Below are 16,404 nucleotides of genomic sequence, written 5' to 3' on the forward strand. Positions count from 1 at the left end.
GTAGTGGCGCCGCCGGCCACACGCGGGTCCCGACGTCGTCGCCGCGAACCCTACAATGTCCCCCAAGATAGAAGGAACGCCAATGTAGTGAGTGAAGACGGGGCATATCGCCCGTTCTCCCTGGGTCAGGTCACATCCTGCCGTTCCCCCGCGAAAGCGGGGGTCCAGGAGTCACGATCGCTACAGCCTGGTACCCTGGACCCCCGCCTTCGCGGGGGAACAGTCAGAAGAGCAGCCCGCGCTCTGCCCCAAAACGAAAAAGGGCGCCGATCACTCGACGCCCTTTCCCGTATCTCAAACCCGTTCCGCTTTAAGCAGCGTCGCCGGTCTTCTTCTTCTCGGCATAGACGCGGATCGGTTCCTTGCGGCCTTCGATCACGTCCTTGTCGATCATCACTTCGTCGACGCCGTCCATGCCGGGCAGGTCGAACATCGTGTCGAGCAGGATGCTCTCCAGGATCGAGCGAAGCCCGCGGGCGCCGGTCTTGCGTTCGATGCCCTTCTTGGCGACCGAGACCAGTGCGTCGTCGGTGAAGCCGAGCGCGACGTCCTCCATCTCGAACAGCTTCTGGTACTGCTTGACCAGCGCGTTCTTCGGCTCCTTGAGGATCTTCACCAGCGCGTCGACATCGAGATCCTCGAGCGTCGCGATCACCGGCAGACGGCCGACGAACTCGGGGATAAGCCCGAACTTCAGCAGATCCTCGGGCTCGACCGACTTCAGCGTCTCGCCCGTCTTCCGCTCGTCCGGCCCAGCGACATACGCGCCGAAACCGATCGACTTGCCCTGGAGACGATCGCCGATGATCTTCTCGAGACCCGAGAACGCACCGCCGCAGATGAACAGGATGTTGGTCGTATCTACCTGCAGGAATTCCTGCTGCGGATGTTTCCGCCCACCCTGTGGCGGCACCGACGCGGTGGTGCCTTCCATCAGCTTGAGCAGCGCCTGCTGCACGCCTTCGCCCGACACGTCGCGCGTGATCGAGGGGTTCTCGGCCTTCCGCGAAATCTTGTCGATCTCGTCGATGTAGACGATGCCGCGCTGTGCCCGCTCGACGTTGTAGTCCGACGCCTGGAGCAGCTTGAGGATGATGTTCTCGACATCCTCGCCGACGTACCCGGCTTCGGTGAGCGTCGTCGCATCGGCCATCGTGAACGGCACGTCGAGGATTCGGGCAAGCGTCTGCGCGAGCAGGGTCTTGCCGCACCCGGTCGGCCCGACGAGCAGGATGTTCGACTTCGACAGCTCGACATCGGCACCCTTGGCGCCGTGGTTGAGCCGCTTATAGTGATTGTGCACCGCCACCGACAGCACGCGCTTGGCGCGCTTCTGGCCGATCACGTAATCGTCGAGGACGTCGCAGATCTCCTGCGGAGTCGGCACGCCGCCGTCCTTCTTGGACACCAGCGCAGACTTCGTCTCCTCACGGATGATGTCGTTGCATAGCTCGACGCACTCGTCGCAGATGAAGACCGTCGGCCCGGCGATCAACTTGCGGACCTCGTGCTGCGACTTCCCGCAGAACGAGCAATAGAGGGTGCTCTTCGAGTCGCCACCGCTCAGCTTCGTCATTCAATCACCTCTCGCGCATGTCGGTGCACGTGCCGTTTCCGGGGCCGCTACCGTAACGCACCCCGGAGTTCCTACAATCAAATAAACCGGCGGGGTTTACGATTCGCCCCATGCCAGTGTCGCTTAGGCGGGTTTCGCACCATCCTCGGATACCGCCGGACGCTTGTCGAACACCTCGTCGATCAGACCGAAATCCTTCGCCTCGTTCGCTTCGAGGAACGTATCGCGGTCCATCCGGCGTTCGATCTCTTCGATCGGCTGACCGGTATACTGCGAATACAGTTCGTTCATGCGCTTGCGGATGCGCAGGATCTCGCGTGCCTGGATCTCGATGTCGCTGGCCATGCCCTGTGCACCACCCGATGGCTGATGGATCATGATGCGCGCGTTGGTCATCGCGACGCGCATGCCGGGCTCGCCGCTAGCAAGCAGGAAGCTGCCCATCGACGCGGCCTGGCCGATGCAGACGGTGCCGACGCGCGGACGGATGTACCGCATCGTGTCGTGGATCGCCATGCCCGCCGTGACGACACCGCCCGGCGAGTTGATGTACATGAAGATGTCCTTCTTCGGGTTCTCGGACTCGAGGAAGAGCAACTGTGCGGTGATCAGCGAGGCCATGCCGTCCTCGACGCCGCCGGTCACGAAGATGATGCGCTCGCGGAGCAGGCGCGAGAAGATGTCGAACGAACGCTCGCCGCGGTTCGACTGCTCGATGACGATGGGAACCAGGCCTGCGTGCGTCTGCTGCAGGCCGAGCCCGGCGCTGGCCAACGGGCTCGCGAAATCGCCGGTCTCGAACGGATTGTGCATGGAAATCTCTCTTATGCCCCAGTGAACCGCCAACATCGGCGCTTGTATGAGCGAGTTCAAGTCCTGCCAACGCCGCGGCGGCCGCAGTCAGCCGCTACAGGCCGGCCTCACATCGCAGCACTATCGGCACGGTGCCGGACGGCCCGCGGGACGCGCCAAGACGAACGCCCCTGCCAAAGCCTCGCGACCAGGTCGACCCCAAGGCACGCGAGCAGGGGAAACATCACCCAGCAATACCGCGGTACCGGCTGGAACGGAACACCCGCACACACGATCGTGGCGACGATGATCGCCGGATAGACGAACCCGAAGTCCCGTCGGATCGCCGCCGCAATAAACGCCATGATCGCGAGGACCGTGACAAGCGCGGCCAATATCGACCGTTCTCTTCCCCGCCCTTCGTTTTCGATCGAGAACATCCAAGGACGCGGAAAGAGCAGTTCGCCGATATGCCGGCTCCAGATCCCCACGACCTCGACGGGGTGGGCCTTCATCCAGATTACCGTGCGATCCTGGAGCATGCGGCTGTATCGTATCTCGCCACCGGCTGCCGTCATGGCCTGCGCGGGCGCCCGGTTTCCATAGGGGTGGATCGCCCGCAGCCGCGCGAGATACGCGGTCCGCGGGTCGTCTGGATCAACCGCGCCCGCATGATTGGCCAAGGCGAGCTCGAGGCCCAGATTGTCTCGTGTCAGGATCGGATGCTGCAACATCACCGCGTTGCGAATGACCCACGGCATCGGCACGGCGACGACGCAGACGAGCAGAAGGCCGAGCGGGCCAACGATGCCGTCCCGCCGATGATGATGGACGAGAGCGCCGAAATCGCGATGGCGGCGAGCCCCGTGATCGGATTGACGATGAAGGTCAGTGCCGGCAACGCCGCTTTCATGCCGATGAAATGACGCGACGTGTTGTCACGCTCGCCGCGCAGCACGATTGCCAAGCACGCCAGACACAGCAGCGCACCCAATCCGCCATCCCACGTCTGCCAGCGGACGGCTTCGGTGAAACTGTGCAGCGGTACCAAGCAAAGCAGCGCAAAGGCGACGACGGCGGTCCGTCGCGTCGCGCCCAGCAGGAAAATGCAATAGGCGGCCGCGGCAAAGCACGCACCCGTGACCACCAGCGACCACCCCAGAATGACGCCCTGGCCGACAACGCTCTGCCCGAACAGGTGCAGCAGTCCGCCTGCGATCGAGGGACTGATCGGCAACAGGTGGGCGGTTGGCCCCTGGCCCTGGAAGAACGGATCCGCGAAGCCGCGGCCTTCGGCGATCGCTCTTGCGACGTTACCGGCTTCCTCGTTGGCGAACCCCAGCTTGGGAAGACCGACGCGCAGTCGCATCCAGCAGCCGAGGATGATGGCGGTGACGACGATGCAAAAGTCGGCGACACGGTCGGTCGGCACTTCGGCGCGCAAGGGCTTGTTCATTCAACACCACCGTTCTCGATTGAACCCGGTCCGGGAACAAAGCAGTCGTCGCTTTCATCACCTGTCGGCCGCCAACAGCGAACCGACCGGCGGTCAGTTCACTGCGACGGGCAGGACCGTGTCCGCCCGGCGCACTCCGGATACAGTCGAACTCGCTTCGTGTTGGTCGCATCCCGGCGCCCGATGACCCAGATACGCCAGCCGACGCACCTCTCGACGACCTCTCACGACGGTATCGAGGATCAGCCCCGTGAACACGTTGAGCGCGGCGAAGATGCCGAGCCCAGTGATCAGGATTGCGGTCGGGAAGCGCGGAACCTGGTGGATTTGGATATATGTCAGGACCAGCGGCATCCCGAGAATCAATCCGAGCAGTGCGAAGACCCCGCCGATCGCGCCGAAGAACCAGAGCGGCCGCTCGATCCGGTATAGCGTCATGATCGTTCGGAGGATGCGCCAGCCGTCGCCATAGGTGCTCAGCTTCGATTCGGAGCCTTCGGGGCGCGCGTAATAGGGCGTCTCGACCTCGCCGATCGGCATCTTCAGTTCGAGCGCGTGGACGCTGATCTCGGTCTCGATCTCGAACCCGGCGGACAGTGATGGGAAGCTCTTCACGAACCGGCGCGAAAAGACGCGGTAGCCGGACAGGATGTCGGTGAAGCTGCGGCCGAACAGGCGGGCGAGCATACCGGTGAGCAGCGCGTTGCCGAAACGGTGGCCGCGGCGATAGCTTTCCTGGACTTGGCTGATGCGCGAGCCGACGACCATGTCGAGTTGTTCGTCGAGGACGCGCTTTACCAGATTCGGCGCGGAGGCTGCGTCGTAGGTCGCGTCGCCGTCGGCCATGACGTAGATGTCGGCATCGATGTCGGCGAACATCCGGCGGACGACCGCGCCCTTGCCCTGGATGCGCTCGGTCCGGACGACGGCACCGGCAGCGCGCGCGACCTCGACGGTGTGGTCCCGGCTATTGTTGTCGTAAACGTAGATCACGGCGTCCGGCAGTGCGGCACGAAAACCCGCCACCGTCTGCGCGATGGCCGCCGCCTCGTTATAACATGGAAGCAGAACGGCGACTTTAAGTCCCTGCCTATCGATACCCTCTATCATACGTGACGCCTTTTGCTGCTTTCTGTCGCCATAGTTCGGAACTCCGAATGACGAAACATGAGGAACGCGATTGCTGGAAGGAGCCATGTCAGTCGCCCCTGATATCGGTTTGTCGGACCGGACAACGTGCCGCAGAGAATTGCGTTGGACACTATTATAATCATCAGGCCGACCGCAGCCCCAGCCAATATGATCGCGACACGATGTGTTTCCGGGGTTCGCCAAGCGGCAATTATATCCGACTGCATCAGGTGCCACAGGACGAATGCCAGTGACAGCATGAAAACAAAGGCGATCAAAGGATCTATGAGTGCGAAGTAATAGTTTCCGAGATAAGATCTGGACCCAGTTATCGACTGCTTCGCGTATGGAATGGTCTTACCGACCATCGTATCCCAACTAAGCTTCGTCGCCCCGATCTCCGGCCCGATGGACAGCGTCGAAAGCTGGCGCCAGCTATTCGTCATTGCAGCATCGAACGCCAACCCAGGACTATACGCGATCGACGCAATCACGAATTTGAGCTGCTCATTCGACATCAGAACGCGCGTGTCGTAATCAGCGAAATAGAAGACGCCGTCCTGCGGGTCCGTCGACCATAAAATCGCGTTATGGTCTATATTCGGCCTATCGCGATACTTGCAGATCGCAACTGGGCAGGACCATCGCAGTGATCGGCCAGATAGAGGCGACCAGGCCCGTCGGCGAGAATACGCGCCATGAGATACGGCGGGCTTCGCGGAGAGTCGTGCAACACCAGCTGCGTGGTCCACGCGAAAACGGGCATGCCGAGTGCGCCTATGACGACCGCACTCAACGGCCAGCGCGCGCGCCACACCGCCTGTCCCCAAGACCATCGCAATGAGCGAAGTACCACGACGATACCGACCCACGCGATGATGCCGAGAGGCAGGATGGTCGCATGCGCCAATATACCGAATGCGGCGACGGCCCAAAGTGCGGAGAGCGTTACCAGGTTCCTGCCGCTTTTCACGGCCAGAAGGCACATCGCAACGAGCGCATAGGCCGCAAAGATATCCGGCATCGTGAACGCAGCGAAGTACGGCAGGCTCGACCCGCATGTCAGCACGGTGACCAGCCCGAGATACGCACCAAAACTTGGGTCGGGCAAAGACCAAACGACCGTGCGGCATAACCAAGCCCCGATCAACGCTTGCAAGATAGCCACCAGCCACAACCCGCCCAGGCTGATGACCAATGTCAGGACAAGCGAATAATAGGGGGATCTGCCACCGACATAACTCAACGACATGTTCTTGTCGGGCGTCTTGGCGACAGACTTCGCAGGGTCGGATATTGCCGTTGGGGGATCGTGGGGAACAAAAATCGCCGCAGCGCCTTGGGGCGAAAACCCCTCAAGGGGAATATGGGCCGCAGCGAAAATGGACTGCCCCAACTCCAAATAATGAGTCGTGTCGTAGAAAATAAAAGGACTGCGATTTATCGCGGCCGGCGCCAAGATTATCAGCGTTGCAAACACGGTTTGGAATACCGCAGAAAGCCATTGCCGCATAAACTAACCTTAAACCAAGGACATACGATGAGTATCTATCCTGGCAGGCTATAATACCGCGAACAACCCGTCGGCCGCCATTGATGGCGACCGACGGCATTAGGTTCTTACAACTCGGTCTTGGTCGCGGCCTTCTTCGCGCGCGGCTTCTTCGCCGGTGCGTCTGCGGCTTCGGTGCCCTCTGCGTTCTCGGCAGCAACCGGCGACGATTCTGTCACAGCCGTCTCTGCTTCGACGGGAGCCGCCTTCTTCTTGGCAGGCGCCTTCTTCGCAGGCTTGGCCTCGTCCGTCGCGTCCGAAGCAGGCGCCTCGTCCGTCACGGTGTCATCCGAAGCAGCCTCGTCCGACGCTGGCTTGGCCTTCTTGGCAGCAGCCTTCTTCTTCGGCTTGTGGTTGTCGTGATCATGCGTGTGCGTGCCGCTCGCGAAACCGTCCTCGCTCTCGATCGCGGCCTCAAGCTCCTCGCGCGTCGCTTCGCGGTCGGTGATCTCGGCCTTCTCGAACAGGAAGTCGACGACCTTGTCCTCGTACAGCGGCGCGCGCAGCTGGGCGGCCGCCATCGGCTCCTGCTGGACGTACTGCATGAACTGCTGGCGCTGCTCGGCAGGATATTGCTGCGCAGCCTGGGCGAGCAGACGCTGCATTTCCTGGTTCGAAACCTCGACGCCGTTCGCCTGACCGATCTCGGACAGGAGCAGGCCGAGGCGCACGCGACGCTCGGCGATCTTGCGGTAATCGTCGCGCTCGCCTTCCATCTCGGCCATCGCAGCCTCGGGATCGGCCTCATGCGTGGCTTCGTGCTGGAGCTGCGACCAGATCTGGTTGAACTCGGCTTCGACCATCGATGGCGGAACCTCGAAGTCATGACCCTCGGCGAGCTGGTCGAGCAGCTTGCGCTTCATGTGCGTGCGCGTGAGACCGTTATGCTCCTGCTCGATCTGACCCTTCAACAGCCCCGTGAGCTGCTCGAGGCTCTCGAGACCCAGCGACTTGGCCAGATCCTCGTCGATCTTGCTCTCGCCCGCGGTCTTCACCGACTTGACGGTGATGTCGAACGTCGCCGGCTGGCCTGCGAGCGACTTCTCCTGATACTCCTCGGGGAAGGTCACGTTCAGGACCTTGTCGTCGCCGGTCTTTACGCCGACGAGCTGATCCTCGAAACCGGGGATCAGACGACCCGAACCGAGCTCTACGCCCATGTCGGTGCCGGTGCCGCCCTCGAACGCGACGCCGTCGGCGGTCTTGCCGACGAAATCAACGGTGACGAGATCGCCCATCTTGGCGACGTAATCGTCAGCCGCGTCGTCCCACTTCTTCTGCTGGTCGGCGAATTTCTGGAGCTGCTCGGTGACCGCATCGTCCGCGACGGGCACGGTCAGGCGCTCGAGCTTGATGCCGTCGATCGCCGGTGCGGGGACCTGCGGGAGGACCTCCATCTCGACCTTGACCACGGCGTCCTTGCCGAGGTCATAGCCGTCTTCCAGCTCGACCGAAGGCTGCATCGCGGGGCGAAGCTGCTTCTCGGCGACGAGCGTCTGGACGCTCTCCTGGATCGCCGCGTTCAGCGCGTCCTGCGTCAGCGCCGGACCGTGCATCTTGCGGATGAGGTTCGCCGGCACCTTGCCCGGACGGAAGCCCGGCATCTTCATCTGCGGCGCGAGGCGCTTCAGCTCGACATCGACCTTGGCATCGATATCCTTCGCGGTGATGGTGAGCGTAAAGGCGCGCTTGAGGCCCTCGTTCAACGTCTCGACAGTCTGCATGTCCGGCCTTTGTCTAAAAGAGCATTCAGGATAATTCTTCGGGCGGTCGCCTCGCCTGCGCGGCGGGCTGGTGCGGGCGAAGGGACTCGAACCCCCACATCTTGCGATACTTGGACCTAAACCAAGCGCGTCTACCAGTTCCGCCACGCCCGCACAGGACATCGCCGTAGCGGGCGCGTCTATACCAACGATGCATGCGGGGGCAAGCACATAGGCAACTCCCAACGCAACCGCGCTCGATTACAGGCGTTGAACATCCAGAAGGAGAGACATCATGGCTACCCAACCCCCGGCAGAATTCCCGACCCCGACGCCCCCGGTCGAGCCGACTGCGCCGCCGCCCGAGTTCAATCCGCCCGCGCCCGACATCGACGTGCCCGCGCCGGGAACGCCGTCGAACGATCCCGCGCCTGTCCAGCCGGAGTTTTGAGCGTGAGCGATCCACATTCCGGCACGAACCCCGAAACGCTGCCCGAGGATCGTGACGAGGATACCCGCAGCGATATCGAACAGGCGGTAGAGTCGCGGTCCGACGCGGTCGAGCGTGGCGAAGGCGGCGACGAGCCTGAGACGTTCACGGATACCGGCCTGCCCGATGGCGTCGGTGGTACCGGTGGCGTCGTGAAGAACCAGGACAACGACGCGCAGTAAGCGCGCGTCAGCAACCATACAGGCGGGGGTGGCTATCTACATGATACCACCTCCGCCAATCAGGACCCGATAATCCTCACGATCCCCACCTTCGCCGAGCACCAGAGCCTCTATATCGCGCTCGGGCTCGCCGTATTGCTGCTGATTCTGGCGCAGCGCATCCCCATCATCCGCACGCTCGTCAATCTGGCGATGACGATTGTCCTCGTCGGACTGCTGTTCGTTGCGATCGACCAGCGGCGGCAGTTCGATCCCTATGTCGGCAAGATCGCGCGGTTCTTGAAGATCGAGGACCAAAAGGTGGTCGGCGGCGAGGTCCGAATCCGGATGTCGCCGGATGGGCACTTCTGGGCACGGGCGACGATCGACGGAGTGAGCCAGCGATTGCTTATCGATAGCGGCGCGACGATTACCGCGATTTCGGAGAAGACGGCGGAGGCTGCCGGGGTTGAGGCGCGGGTCGGCGTGGTGCCGATCGTGTTGCAGACCGCTAACGGGTCGATCGCGGCTAAGACCGGCACGATCGCCTCGCTGCGTCTCGGCGCGATCGTCGCGCGGGACTTGCAGGTGGTGGTGTCGCCCGCGTTCGGCGAGACAAACGTGCTCGGGATGAACTTCCTGTCGCGCCTCGCGTCGTGGCGGGTGGAGGAGAACACGCTGATCCTAGTGCCGCATCATCCACAGAAGGTGGACGGGTAAGGCCGCCTCCGTACACAACCACCCCGGCGGAGGCCGGGGCCCAATTGGAAAGGTTGCAGTAACGGAGCGCTGCCCTCAGTCGGCAACGTCCCCCACTTGGGCCCCGGCCTTCGGCGGGGTGGTTGTGTACGGACGCGGCTCCCCTTCTGTTCCCTCGCGAACGCTGGGGCCCAGGAATCAAGCAGCGCTGCACTCAGTTACCCTGGGCTCCCGCTTTCGCGGGAGAGCAGGCAGGGCGGGAGATCGGTCAGGTTGCTCAGTGATAGCTTACGAAGCCACCGACTCCCCAAGCATTCCCTTCAGAACCTCGTTCACCACGGCAGGGTTAGCCTTCCCCCCCATCGCCTTCATCGTCTGACCCACAAAGAACCCGAACAGCTTGTCCTTACCGCCCCGATAATCCGCAACCTTGTCCGCGTTCGCCGCCATCACGTCAGCAATCACAGCCTCGATCGCGCCGGTGTCGCTGGTCTGCTTCAACCCGCGATCCTCGACCACCTTCGCCGCGCCGTCGCCAGTTTCGAGCATCACCTCGAACACCTGCTTGGCGAGGCTCCCCGACAGCGTCCCGTCCGCGATCAGCCCCAGCAATTCCGCCGCCTGCGCCGGCGACACCGGCGAGTTCTCGATATCCTTGCCGGTCCGGTTCAGCGCGCCGAACAATTCCGAGGTCGTCCAGTTCGCCGCCGCCGCCGGCTTCACGCCCGCGTCGAGCAACGCGTCGAACCACCGCGCCGCCTCGACCTCGGCGGTCAGCACCGTCGCCTGATACGCGGTAATCCCGAGCGCCTCGTACCGCGCGCGCTTTGCATCGGGCAGTTCCGGCAGCGATGCGCGGCACTCGGCCAGGAACGCATCGTCGAGCACCAGCGGCAACAGGTCGGGATCGGGGAAGTAGCGATAATCATGCGCGTCTTCCTTCGACCGCATCGACCGTGTCTCGTTGCGATCGGGATCGTAGAGCCGCGTTTCCTGCTGGATCTTGCCACCGGCCTCGAGCACCTCGACCTGACGCTTGGCCTCCTGCTCGACCACCGCCATCACGAAGCGCACCGAATTGACGTTCTTCGTCTCGGTCCGCGTGCCGAGTTCGTCGCCAGGCTTGCGCACGCTGACGTTGACGTCGGCGCGCATCGAGCCTTCTTCCATGTTGCCGTCGCACGACCCGACATAGCGCAGGATCGATCGCAACTTCCGCAGGTAAGCCCCTGTTTCCGCAGGAGACGCGAGGTCGGGCTTCGACACGATCTCCATCAGCGCGACGCCCGACCGGTTGAGGTCGACGTACGACTGCGTCGGATGCTGGTCGTGCATCAGCTTGCCCGCATCCTGCTCGACATGGATGCGCTCGACGCCGATCCGCTTGCCCGCGGCATCGGGGTTCTTCTCGTCGAGACTGATGTCGATCGCGCCCTCGCCGACGATCGGATGATAGAGCTGGCTGATCTGATAGCCCTGCGGCAGATCGGCGTAGAAATAGTTCTTCCGGTCGAACCGCGACCATTTGTTGATCTGCGCCTCGATCGCCAAGCCCGTACGGACCGCCTGGCGGATGCACTCGCGATTCGGCACCGGCAGCATGCCCGGCATCGCCGCATCGACCAGCGACACCTGCGTATTGGGCTCCGCGCCGAACGCGGTCGCCGCGCCCGAGAAGAGCTTGGCGTTCGACGTCACCTGCGCGTGCACTTCGAGGCCGACCACGACCTCCCACTCGCCGGTTTCGCCCTGGATACGATAATCGCTCATGTTACCACCAAGCCTCTGGTCGCGCGGTAAATCCTGCTCGCTGTTCGATCGCGAGCCCTGCGTTCAGCACGCCCTGCTCGTCGAGCGGCTTGCCGATGATCTGCAGCCCGAGCGGAAGCCCCTGCTTGTCGAGGCCACCCGGCACCGACATCGCCGGCAAGCCAGCGAGCGACGACGGCACGGTAAAGACGTCGTTCAGGTACATCGCGATCGGATCGGCCGACTTCTCACCGAGCGCGAACGCTGCCGAGGGGGCGGTCGGCGTCAGCAGGACGTCGCACGTTTCCCAGGCCCGTTCGAAATCGCGCGCGATCAGCGTCCGGACTTTCTGCGCCTGCGTATAGTACGCGTCGTAGAAACCGGCCGAGAGGACGTAGGTGCCGATCATGATGCGGCGCTTCACCTCGGGGCCGAAGCCGTCGGCGCGGGTCGCGGCATACATGTCCTGCAAGCCGGCCCCGGTCGGCAGGTCGCGGATCCCGTAGCGCACGCCGTCGTAGCGCGCGAGGTTCGACGACGCTTCGGCGGGCGCGATGATGTAATAGGCCGGCAGCGCGTATTTGGTGTGCGGGAGCGAGACCTCGACGATCGTCGCGCCGGCATCCTTGAGCCAGTCGATGCCCTGCTGCCAGAGCGCCTCGATCTCCTCGGGCATCCCGTCGACGCGATATTCCTTGGGAATACCGACGCGCAGGCCGTTGAGATTGCCCGACAAGCCCGCTTCCCATTTGGGTACGTCGAGCTGCAACGAGGTGCCGTCCTTCGCGTCGAACCCGGCCATCGCCTCGAGCAGGATCGCGCAGTCACGGACGTCGCGTGCCATCGGCCCCGCCTGGTCGAGCGACGAGGCGAACGCGATCGTCCCCCAGCGCGAGCAGCGGCCGTAGGTCGGCTTGATGCCGCTGATGCCGGTAAAGGCGGCGGGCTGGCGGATCGAGCCGCCGGTGTCGGTGCCGGTCGCGCCGGGGCAGAGCCGTGCGGCGACTGCCGACGAAGAGCCACCCGAAGACCCGCCGGGGGCGAGCGAGGCGTTGCCGCCGTCGTTGCGCTTCCACGGCGAGATCACGTTGCCGAACGCCGAGGTCTCGTTCGACGAGCCCATCGCGAACTGGTCCATGTTCAGCTTGCCGAGCATCCCCGCGCCCGCGTCCCACAAATTCTGCGAGACGGTCGACTCGTAGGTCGGCGTGAAGCCTTCGAGGATGTGGCTCGCTGCGGTCGTCGTGACGCCCTTGGTGCAGAACAGGTCCTTCATGCCGATCGGCACGCCGGCCAGCGGCTTGAGCGTCTCGCCGGCTGCGCGCGCTGTGTCGGCAGCGGTGGCGGCGGCGATCGCGTGCTCGGGCGTCTCGACAAGAAACGCGTTCAACGCCTTGGCCTGGCTCACCTTTACGATGAACGCGTCGGCGACTTCGCGCGCCTTGAAGCTGCCATCGCGGACGCCGTCGCGGATGCCTGCAATGCCCAGATCGGTAAGTTCGCTCATTATTCGATCACCTTCGGCACGGCGAAGAAACCATGCTCTGCCGCCGGGGCATTGGCCAAAACCTGCTCGCGGATGCCGCCGCCGGTCAGCGGGTCGGCGTTAACGACGTCGTCGCGCAGCCGCAGCGCGTTGGGGATGACGGCGGTCATTGGCTCGATACCGGTCGTGTCGACCTCTTCGAGCATCTCGATCCAGCCAAGGATGTTTCCGAGTTCCGGCGCCATGCGGGCGGCGTCCTCGTCGGTGATCGCGATGCGCGCAAGGCTCGCGATCCGCTTCACGGTTGCAGTATCTACGGACATGCCGTGCGGCTAGCACCGGGCGCGCAGGCGGCGCAACACCCTTCATGTTCCCCGCGGAGGCGTGGGAACACGAAGGTGCGCGATTGCAACGGCGGCGCGCATACGGCACGGGAGCCGGACCGCCTGCACGGAAGGTCCCGCTTGGCCCGCAAGTTTCTCTATTTCGTCGCCTCGATGATCGTCCTCGCGATCGCCGCGCTGCTCGCCTACCGCCTGTTCGGCACGCAGTTAATGCGCGCGGTGATGGTCCCGAGCGAGACTTTCCAGGCGCAACGCGAAGCCCCGCGCAATATTTACGCGCGCGAGATCATGTGGCTCGCCCGCCCCGATGCGCTCGGCAACCCCGCGCTCTGGACGCCGCCCGGCTATACGCCCGGCAAGCCCGGCACGGGCGCGGCGATCTTCTTCATCCACCCGACCTCGTACATCAACCGCGACCACTGGAACGCGCCGATCGACGATCCCGAGACCAACGCCCGTGCTGAACTCTTCCTGCGCGGCCAGGCGAGCGCGTTCAACGAGGCCGGCGACATTTGGGCGCCGCGGTATCGCCAGGCGACGTTCGGCGCATTCCTGACCAGCGTCGCCGACAGCGAACGCGCGCTGGCGCTGGCATACGGCGACGTCTCCGCCGCCTTCGACCGGTTCCTCAAGGAAGCCGGCCCGACCCGCCCGATCATCCTCGCCGGGCATAGCCAGGGCGCGCTCCACCTCACCCGCCTGCTCCGCGACCGCGTTGCGAACGACCCGAAGTTGAAGGCGAGGATCGTCGCGGCGTATGTCGTCGGCTGGCCCGTGTCGCGCGCGACCGATCTTCCGAAGATGGGCCTCGTCGAATGCCGCGCCGCCGACCAGACCGGCTGTATCCTGTCGTGGGAGAGCTTTGCCGAACCTGCCGATCCGTCGCTGATCGTCGACGCGTACGACCAGACCACCGGCTTTAACGGCCAGCCGCGCAAGGGTACGCCGATGGTCTGCACCAATCCGCTGACCGGCACCGCCGACGCCGCAGCGCCCGCCACCGCGAACCTCGGCACGCTCGTCCCGTCGGCCGACCTGAAGACCGCGACGATTGCGATCGGCAGCGTCCCCGCACGCTGTGCAGAGCGCGGCTTCCTCTTTATCGGCGAGCCGCCCAGCCTTGGGCCGTACGTGCTGCCCGGCAACAACTACCACGTCTACGACTACAGCTTGTTCTGGGCGAACATCCGCGCGGACGCCAACCGCCGCCTGAAGGCTTTCCAATGATCACGCTCTCCGCCGCGCAGTTCCGCGATGCGCTCCCGAACGGCGGCCGCCTGATCGGCCTCGACGTCGGCACCAAGACGATCGGCACCGCACTCTGCGACGCTGGCTGGTCGTTCGCGAGCCCTGCCCTGCTAATCCGCCGCACCAAGTTCCAGAAGGACAAGGCCGCGCTCGCCGAGATCATCAAGGCGCAGGCGGTCGTCGGCTTCGTCATCGGCCTACCGATCAACCTCGACGGCAGCGAGAGCCCGCGGTCGCAATCGACGCGGGCGTTCGCGCAGAACCTGAAGGACATGGGGCTGCCGATCCTGCTCCAGGACGAACGCTGGTCGACCGTCGCCGTCACCCGCACGCTGATCGAACAGGACGCCAGCCGCGCCAAGCGCGCCGAACTCGTCGACAAGATGGCCGCCGCCTACATCCTGCAGGGTGCGATCGACGCGCTGGTGACGGCGCAGATCTAGCGCACGACGCGGTAGAGCGTGGACTCGCCGTTGGTCCAGACGACGCGCAGGTCCGCAGTCTTTGCCGCCCCCGGCGGAAAACCCAGCGTCCAGACATGCGTGAATGCTGCGCGCGGGAACTGTGCGATCGCGGCGGCGAAATTCGAGCCGATTACCGCACAGACCTTCGGCAGGACAAGTTGCGTGGGATCGGCAGTGAACGGTGCGGCCTGAGCGTAGCGGATCCGCAGGAGTTGCTGACCGGCCAGGGCCCATTGCGTATTCGTGAACACGTCGCGCCGGACGATCGCCATGCCGGGCAGCGAATCGCGGCGCAGATCGGACCAGACACCACCACAGGGTCGGCTGACGAGCGCGAGAACGGCCGCGCCTCGCGGAATGGATGAGATCGCTGCGAGTTCGTGTTCCTGTTCCGTCGAGCGTTCGATGAAGCTGGCTGTCGTGCCGGCGAGCCGAATCATCAGGAATGCGATCCCGATGGTGGCCCAAATTCGGGCGAAACGAACGGGATCCGACGCGTTCGATGCGGGCGGTGCGATCGCGATGACCGCCAACATAAGCGTGGCCGGGGCCATCCGCATGTCGACATAGGCGCCGCCCATCATCAACCGCGGCAATATCGCGAACGCCGCCAGGCAAGCGAGGGCTGGCCACCCGAGCATCGTGGCAAAGCCGAGCCTCGGGCTGCGGGCTGCGACGTACAGGATCGCAACCAAAAACAGGAGCGAGGCGATGTCGTAGGGCATCCAACGGTCGCGGAAGATCGAGGCCATCCACAAGGCCTTGGCGGATACGTCGAACCAGCCCGCGGCGCCCAGGCCGGTGGCACCGCTTTCGGGAGGCGGGTGCAACATCAAGGCGATCATGACGACCAGCGGCAGCGCGAGGGGCAGGCAACGAACGGCCGTCGTCGCAAACGCGGCGATCCAGGAGTGTCTATCGCGCCGTAATACGGCGAGCTCTGCTGCCGCCGCCATCAGTCCGAACATGCCCCAGCCGAAGCTGTGCGTAATCCAGAGCGCGAAGCCGATCGGCACGAATACGACCGCCCTCAAGCCCAATTGCTCCTGCCGCCCGAGCCGTAACCACAACGCGAGCGCGCAGAAGGCCAACGCCTGCGAGAGCGCGAAATTGACGAAGCCGAACTGGAACGGCCACGCATAGGCGAGCGGCAGCGCGAACATCGCGGTCGGCGGCATTCGCCCGTGTACCTCGCGGGCGGTCCACAGCAGTCCGGCGACGGTCAGCATCGGGATCGCGATCACCGCCAGCTTCGTCGCCGGTTCGAATCCGATTAAACCCGTAAGAGCCGGCACAAGCAGGTCCATCCCCAAGTTGGGGATCAGTGCCAGCCGATAGTCATAATAGCGCTGCAGATCGGGCGACGTCGGCAGCGTCATCGCGATATGCCAGCGTCCCATGTGCCCCGGCAGGTCGCCGAGCGGCGGCAGCGCGGGCCACAGCAACGGCACCGCGGACAGGAGGACGAGTGCCACGGCAAACGCGCGCGTTTCCCACCAGCGTATGTCGGTCGCGTCTACCAATCCGTCGTGCATCGATCCCCCGCTCGCCGG

At 64.2% G+C, this 16,404-nt stretch carries 17 protein-coding genes and 1 tRNA gene; 5 read left to right on the forward strand and 13 right to left on the reverse strand.

The window, feature by feature from the left end; genetic code table 11:
- Positions 1-310: 310 nt before the first annotated feature.
- From clpX to AC1MH0_RS04580, 9 genes are all read right to left on the reverse strand, one after another.
- Entirely contained in the window at positions 311-1,576 is a 1,266-nt protein-coding gene (gene clpX, locus AC1MH0_RS04540) for an ATP-dependent Clp protease ATP-binding subunit ClpX (RefSeq protein WP_056048170.1), read from the reverse strand.
- Positions 1,577-1,699: 123 nt separating this feature from the next.
- Positions 1,700-2,389, reverse strand: a complete 690-nt coding sequence (locus tag AC1MH0_RS04545) for an ATP-dependent Clp protease proteolytic subunit (RefSeq protein WP_120299976.1) — start codon at positions 2,387-2,389, stop codon at positions 1,700-1,702.
- Between the two features lie 107 nt (positions 2,390-2,496).
- Positions 2,497-3,129: a hypothetical protein gene (locus AC1MH0_RS04550; protein WP_480964893.1), complete on the reverse strand. Its 633-nt coding sequence runs from the start codon at positions 3,127-3,129 to the stop codon at positions 2,497-2,499.
- Positions 3,102-3,824, reverse strand: a complete 723-nt coding sequence (locus tag AC1MH0_RS04555; protein ID WP_480964894.1) for a hypothetical protein — start codon at positions 3,822-3,824, stop codon at positions 3,102-3,104. The genes AC1MH0_RS04550 and AC1MH0_RS04555 overlap by 28 nt, the downstream gene beginning before the upstream one ends.
- 93 nt (positions 3,825-3,917) lie before the next feature.
- Positions 3,918-4,934, reverse strand: a complete 1,017-nt coding sequence (locus AC1MH0_RS04560) for a glycosyltransferase family 2 protein (protein ID WP_480964895.1) — start codon at positions 4,932-4,934, stop codon at positions 3,918-3,920.
- Positions 4,931-5,473 carry a hypothetical protein gene (locus tag AC1MH0_RS04565; RefSeq protein ID WP_480964896.1) on the reverse strand — a complete coding sequence of 181 codons (543 nt, stop codon included), beginning with the start codon at positions 5,471-5,473 and terminating at the stop codon, positions 4,931-4,933. The genes AC1MH0_RS04560 and AC1MH0_RS04565 overlap by 4 nt, the downstream gene beginning before the upstream one ends.
- A gap of 77 nt (positions 5,474-5,550) precedes the next feature.
- Positions 5,551-6,468 carry a hypothetical protein gene (locus AC1MH0_RS04570; protein WP_480964897.1) on the reverse strand — a complete coding sequence of 306 codons (918 nt, stop codon included), beginning with the start codon at positions 6,466-6,468 and terminating at the stop codon, positions 5,551-5,553.
- Positions 6,469-6,575: 107 nt separating this feature from the next.
- Positions 6,576-8,231: a trigger factor gene (tig, locus tag AC1MH0_RS04575; RefSeq protein WP_480964898.1), complete on the reverse strand. Its 1,656-nt coding sequence runs from the start codon at positions 8,229-8,231 to the stop codon at positions 6,576-6,578.
- 68 nt (positions 8,232-8,299) lie between these two features.
- Positions 8,300-8,384, reverse strand: a tRNA-Leu gene (locus tag AC1MH0_RS04580).
- Between the two features lie 121 nt (positions 8,385-8,505).
- On the opposite strand from AC1MH0_RS04580, the gene AC1MH0_RS04585 reads away from it, so the two are divergent.
- The 3 genes from AC1MH0_RS04585 (at position 8,506) to AC1MH0_RS04595 (ending at position 9,581) form a co-directional block, all read left to right on the forward strand.
- Positions 8,506-8,661: a hypothetical protein gene (locus AC1MH0_RS04585; RefSeq protein WP_192145012.1), complete on the forward strand. Its 156-nt coding sequence runs from the start codon at positions 8,506-8,508 to the stop codon at positions 8,659-8,661.
- 2 nt (positions 8,662-8,663) lie between these two features.
- Entirely contained in the window at positions 8,664-8,882 is a 219-nt protein-coding gene (locus AC1MH0_RS04590) for a hypothetical protein (protein ID WP_192977071.1), read from the forward strand.
- Positions 8,883-9,017: 135 nt separating this feature from the next.
- Positions 9,018-9,581, forward strand: coding sequence for a retropepsin-like aspartic protease family protein (locus tag AC1MH0_RS04595; RefSeq protein ID WP_480964899.1), 564 nt, complete (start codon positions 9,018-9,020; stop codon positions 9,579-9,581).
- A gap of 267 nt (positions 9,582-9,848) precedes the next feature.
- Here the strand turns inward: AC1MH0_RS04595 and gatB are convergent, their stop codons facing one another.
- From gatB to gatC, 3 genes are read right to left on the reverse strand one after another with little or no spacing between them, the layout of a single operon-like run.
- The gene (gene gatB / locus AC1MH0_RS04600; RefSeq protein WP_480964900.1) at positions 9,849-11,330 is read right to left on the reverse strand and encodes an Asp-tRNA(Asn)/Glu-tRNA(Gln) amidotransferase subunit GatB; all 1,482 of its coding nucleotides are present in this window, start codon (positions 11,328-11,330) and stop codon (positions 9,849-9,851) included.
- A 1-nt stretch (position 11,331) separates the two neighbouring features.
- Positions 11,332-12,816, reverse strand: coding sequence for an Asp-tRNA(Asn)/Glu-tRNA(Gln) amidotransferase subunit GatA (gene gatA / locus AC1MH0_RS04605; RefSeq protein WP_480964901.1), 1,485 nt, complete (start codon positions 12,814-12,816; stop codon positions 11,332-11,334).
- Positions 12,816-13,118 carry an Asp-tRNA(Asn)/Glu-tRNA(Gln) amidotransferase subunit GatC gene (gene gatC / locus AC1MH0_RS04610; RefSeq protein WP_480964902.1) on the reverse strand — a complete coding sequence of 101 codons (303 nt, stop codon included), beginning with the start codon at positions 13,116-13,118 and terminating at the stop codon, positions 12,816-12,818. Before gatC ends, gatA begins: the two co-directional genes overlap by 1 nt.
- 141 nt (positions 13,119-13,259) lie before the next feature.
- Between gatC and AC1MH0_RS04615 the strand changes: the two genes are divergently transcribed.
- Complete coding sequence (locus AC1MH0_RS04615) at positions 13,260-14,366, forward strand: DUF3089 domain-containing protein (protein ID WP_480964903.1); 1,107 nt, start codon at positions 13,260-13,262, stop codon at positions 14,364-14,366.
- Positions 14,363-14,830: a Holliday junction resolvase RuvX gene (ruvX, locus tag AC1MH0_RS04620; RefSeq protein WP_480964904.1), complete on the forward strand. Its 468-nt coding sequence runs from the start codon at positions 14,363-14,365 to the stop codon at positions 14,828-14,830. Before AC1MH0_RS04615 ends, ruvX begins: the two co-directional genes overlap by 4 nt.
- Here ruvX and AC1MH0_RS04625 read toward each other — a convergent pair.
- Complete coding sequence (locus tag AC1MH0_RS04625; protein WP_480964905.1) at positions 14,827-16,386, reverse strand: hypothetical protein; 1,560 nt, start codon at positions 16,384-16,386, stop codon at positions 14,827-14,829. The two genes, ruvX and AC1MH0_RS04625, sit on opposite strands and share 4 nt — an antisense overlap.
- Positions 16,387-16,404 lie beyond the last annotated feature (18 nt).

Source organism: Sphingomonas sp. AP28, from assembly GCF_056680455.1.

Excerpts from the sequence above, each read along its gene's own strand:
- AC1MH0_RS04625 (WP_480964905.1), bottom strand. The coding sequence starts at position 16,386 with ATGCACGACGGATTGGTAGACGCGACCGACATACGCTGGTGGGAAACG.
- AC1MH0_RS04555 (WP_480964894.1), bottom strand. The coding sequence starts at position 3,824 with ATGAACAAGCCCTTGCGCGCCGAAGTGCCGACCGACCGTGTCGCCGAC.
- ruvX (WP_480964904.1), top strand. The coding sequence starts at position 14,363 with ATGATCACGCTCTCCGCCGCGCAGTTCCGCGATGCGCTCCCGAACGGC.
- tig (WP_480964898.1), bottom strand. The coding sequence starts at position 8,231 with ATGCAGACTGTCGAGACGTTGAACGAGGGCCTCAAGCGCGCCTTTACG.
- AC1MH0_RS04585 (WP_192145012.1), top strand. The coding sequence starts at position 8,506 with ATGGCTACCCAACCCCCGGCAGAATTCCCGACCCCGACGCCCCCGGTC.
- clpX (WP_056048170.1), bottom strand. The coding sequence starts at position 1,576 with ATGACGAAGCTGAGCGGTGGCGACTCGAAGAGCACCCTCTATTGCTCG.
- gatA (WP_480964901.1), bottom strand. The coding sequence starts at position 12,816 with ATGAGCGAACTTACCGATCTGGGCATTGCAGGCATCCGCGACGGCGTC.
- AC1MH0_RS04570 (WP_480964897.1), bottom strand. The coding sequence starts at position 6,468 with ATGCGGCAATGGCTTTCTGCGGTATTCCAAACCGTGTTTGCAACGCTG.
- AC1MH0_RS04565 (WP_480964896.1), bottom strand. The coding sequence starts at position 5,473 with ATGTCGAATGAGCAGCTCAAATTCGTGATTGCGTCGATCGCGTATAGT.
- AC1MH0_RS04560 (WP_480964895.1), bottom strand. The coding sequence starts at position 4,934 with ATGATAGAGGGTATCGATAGGCAGGGACTTAAAGTCGCCGTTCTGCTT.
- gatC (WP_480964902.1), bottom strand. The coding sequence starts at position 13,118 with ATGTCCGTAGATACTGCAACCGTGAAGCGGATCGCGAGCCTTGCGCGC.
- gatB (WP_480964900.1), bottom strand. The coding sequence starts at position 11,330 with ATGAGCGATTATCGTATCCAGGGCGAAACCGGCGAGTGGGAGGTCGTG.
- AC1MH0_RS04545 (WP_120299976.1), bottom strand. The coding sequence starts at position 2,389 with ATGCACAATCCGTTCGAGACCGGCGATTTCGCGAGCCCGTTGGCCAGC.
- AC1MH0_RS04550 (WP_480964893.1), bottom strand. The coding sequence starts at position 3,129 with ATGCCGTGGGTCATTCGCAACGCGGTGATGTTGCAGCATCCGATCCTG.